The organism is Pelomicrobium sp., from assembly GCF_036803785.1.
Taxonomy (GTDB): domain Bacteria; phylum Pseudomonadota; class Gammaproteobacteria; order Burkholderiales; family UBA6910; genus Pelomicrobium.
Genome location: NZ_DAIRTR010000198.1, coordinates 1 through 3771 on the forward strand (window position 1 = coordinate 1; position 3771 = coordinate 3771).

A 3771-nucleotide genomic window follows, 5' to 3' on the forward strand; every position below is an offset into this window, starting at 1 on the left:
GCCCTGCAGGTGATCGCGGAAGCCCAGAAGCAGGGCGGTGTAGCCGCCTTCATCGACGCAGAGCACGCCCTCGATCCGGTCTACGCCGGTAAGTTGGGCGTAGACGTGGGCAATCTCCTCATTTCCCAGCCGGACTCGGGCGAGCAGGCCCTGGAGATAGCCGACATGCTGGTGCGCTCGGGCAGCGTGGACGTGGTGGTGGTGGACTCGGTGGCGGCCCTCACGCCCCGGGCGGAGCTGGAGGGAGAGATGGGCGAGCCCCAGATGGGCTTGCAGGCCCGGCTCATGTCCCAGGCGCTGCGCAAGCTCACTGCCAACATCAAGCGCTCCAACACACTGGTGGTATTCATCAACCAGATTCGGATGAAGATCGGGGTCATGTTTGGCAATCCGGAGACCACCACCGGTGGCAACGCCCTCAAGTTTTACGCCTCGGTGCGCATCGACATCCGGCGCACTGGCTCCATCAAGCGGGGCGATGAGGTGATCGGCAACGAGACCCGGGCCAAGGTGGTCAAAAACAAGGTGGCGCCACCCTTCCGTCAGGCGGACTTCGACATCCTCTACGGCGAGGGCATCTCCCGGGAAGGGGAGATCGTGGATTTGGGCGTGAACTACCGGGTGCTGGAGAAGTCCGGCGCCTGGTATGCCTACAACGGAGAAAAAATTGGCCAGGGCAAGGACAATTGCCGTGAATACCTGAAGGAGCATCCCGAGATGGCCCGCGAGATCGAGCGCAAGATCCGGGAAGCGGCCGGGGTGAAGGCGCCCGAGACGGAGGCGGCCACGGCCTGAAGCGGGTGGCCCGCAGGGATGAGCGGCCGTGGCGGCTACGCTGCGGGAGCGGGCCTTGAGGCTTCTCGCCCGCCGGGAGCATACCCGGGCGGAGCTCAAGCGCAAGCTCGCCCCCCACGCCAGCGAGGAGGATGACCTGGAGACATTGCTCGATAGCCTGGAGGGGGAGGGCTGGCTCTCGGAGGCGCGCTACGTGGAGCAGCTCCTTGCTTCCCGCGGCGGCCGCTATGGGAGCCTGCGCATCGCCCGGGAGCTCGAGGAAAAGGGGGTGGCGGGCCCGCTGGCCGAGGCGGCCTTGCGCGAGGCGCGGCGGCTGGACGAGGCAGGCTGCCGGGCGGTGTGGGCGAAGAAATTCGGGCGCCTGCCCCGCACGCGAGCAGAGCAGGCCCAGCAGGTGCGCTTCCTGCAGTCGAGGGGCTTTAGCCTTGAGGTGATCGGCAGGATTTTGAAAGGCACGGCCGGGGACGAGTAAACGTCACGTAAACCCAGTACGGTAATGAAGAGCAGCGAAATCCGAAGCACGTTCTTGCAGTACTTCGAATCGAAGGGACACACCATCGTACCCTCGAGCTCTCTCGTGCCAGCAAGCGACCCCACGCTGCTCTTTACCAACTCGGGCATGGTCCAGTTCAAAGACGTGTTCCTGGGCAAGGAAAAGCGCCCTTACGTGCGCGCTGCCACCGCTCAGCGTTGCGTGCGCGCCGGCGGCAAGCACAACGACCTGGAGAACGTGGGCTACACCGCGCGGCACCACACTTTTTTCGAGATGCTGGGCAACTTCAGCTTCGGGGATTACTTCAAGCGGGAAGCGATCCACTACGCCTGGGATCTGCTCATTAATCATTTCAAGATTCCGCCAGAGCGCACCTGGATTACCGTGTACCAGGACGACGACGAGGCCTATGACATATGGGTGAAGGAGATCGGCGTCCCCGCCGGGCGGGTCACCCGTATCGGCGACAAGCCAGGAGGACAGAAGTACCAGAGCGACAACTTCTGGGCCATGGGCGATACGGGCCCATGCGGGCCGTGCTCGGAAATCTTCTACGACCACGGGCCGGAAGTGCCCGGTGGCCCGCCAGGGAGCCCAGAGGCCGACGGCGATCGCTACATCGAGATCTGGAACCTGGTGTTCATGCAGTTCAACCGGGATGAGCACGGCGTGCTGCACCCGTTGCCCAAGCCCAGCGTGGACACAGGCATGGGGCTCGAGCGCATGGCGGCGGTGCTCCAGGGCGTGCATTCCAACTACGAGATCGACCTGTTCCGGGACTTGATCCGGGCGGCGGCTCGGGAGACCGGTACCTCGGATCTCGCGAGCAATTCCCTCAAAGTCATCGCCGACCACATCCGCGCCTGCGCCTTCCTGATCGTGGACGGGGTGATCCCGGGCAACGAAGGCCGCGGCTACGTGCTGCGCCGGATCATCCGGCGGGCCATCCGCCACGGCTACAAGCTGGGACAGAAGCGGCCTTTCTTCCACCGCCTGGTGGACGATCTGGCGCGGGTGATGGGGGAGGCCTACCCGGAGCTGCCGGCGGCCAAAGACCGAGTCGCGGCCATCCTCAAGCAGGAGGAGGAACGTTTTGCCGAAACGCTGGAGAACGGCATGCGGGTGCTGGAGCAGGCGCTCGCCCGCAGCGAGGACAAGATGCTGGATGGGGAGACCGTGTTCCAGCTCTACGACACCTATGGCTTCCCCGTGGATCTTACCGCGGACATCGCCCGGGAGCGCAATGTGCGGGTGGATTACGCCGGGTTCGAGGCGGCCATGCAGCGCCAGCGGGAGCGGGCCCGGGCCGCATCCCGGTTCCATATGGGGACGAACGTAGATTACGCCGGCCGGCCCACCGAGTTCCACGGCTACGATACCTTGAAGCTGGAAGCGACGGTGGTGGCCCTGTACAAGGAGGGTACCCAGACCGAGGAGATCCAGTCGGGGGATTCCGCCGTGGTGGTGCTGGACCGCACTCCCTTCTACGCGGAGTCCGGCGGCCAGGTGGGGGACCGAGGGGAGCTGGCGGGGATGAACGGCACCTTCGCCGTGGAGGACACTCAGAAGATCCAGGCGGAGGTCTTCGGCCACAAAGGGGTGATGAAGACCGGCCGGCTCCGGGTGGGTGACAAGGTGACCGCCACGGTGGATGCCTGGGCGCGCCACCACGCCATGTGGAACCATTCGGCCACCCACCTGCTGCATGCGGCCCTGCGCCGGGTGCTGGGGCCCCACGTGCAGCAGAAGGGCTCTTTGGTGGACCCCTACAAGACTCGGTTCGATTTTTCCCATCCCGCACCCCTCACTCCGGAGCAGCTTCGCCAGGTAGAGCAGCTAGTGAACGAGCAGATCCGGCGCAACGTCGAGGTGTCGGCGCGAATCATGAGGTTCGACGAGGCCATGAAAGCCGGGGCGCTGGCCTTTTTCGGCGACAAGTACGGCGACGAAGTGCGGGTGATCGGCATGGGAGACTTTTCCACCGAGCTGTGCGGCGGCACCCATGTGAAGCGTACCGGCGACATCGGGCTGTTCAAGATCGTTTCCGAGACGGGCGTCGCGGCCGGCATTCGTCGCATCGAGGCGGTGACCGCTGACGCGGCCCTTGAGTACGTGCAGAAGCAGCAAGCGCAGATGGAAGCCATCGCCGGGCTGCTGAGGACTTCGCCCCAGGAGGTGCCACAGAAGATCGCCCAGATCGTGGAGAACGTGAAGCAGTTGGAGAAGGAGTTGAACCGCTTCAAGGCGAGGCTCGCTGCCTCCCAGAGCGACGATCTGGCGGCTCAAGCCATGGACGTGAAGGGTGTCAAGGTGGTGGCGGCCACCATCGACGGCGCCGGGGCACCGGCGTTGCGGGAGGCGGTGGACCGACTCAAGGAAAAGCTAAAGAGCGCCATCGTGGTGCTGGGCTCGGTGGAAGGTGAAAAGGTGACCCTGATCGCCGGCGTCACCCCGGATCTCACTGGCAAGGTGAAGGCCGGAGA

At 64.9% G+C, this 3771-nt stretch carries 3 protein-coding genes; all 3 read left to right on the forward strand.

Annotation, left to right across the window (positions count from 1 at the left end; genetic code table 11):
• On the forward strand, window positions 1-795 hold a 795-nt coding region (gene recA, locus V7Q81_RS15065; RefSeq protein ID WP_333844935.1), incomplete at its 5' end, for a recombinase RecA.
• A gap of 28 nt (window positions 796-823) precedes the next feature.
• Entirely contained in the window at window positions 824-1267 is a 444-nt protein-coding gene (gene recX / locus V7Q81_RS15070) for a recombination regulator RecX (protein ID WP_333844936.1), read from the forward strand.
• 24 nt (window positions 1268-1291) lie between these two features.
• Window positions 1292-3771, forward strand: a 2480-nt coding sequence (alaS, locus tag V7Q81_RS15075; protein WP_333844938.1) for an alanine--tRNA ligase, incomplete at its 3' end; no start/stop codon positions are given.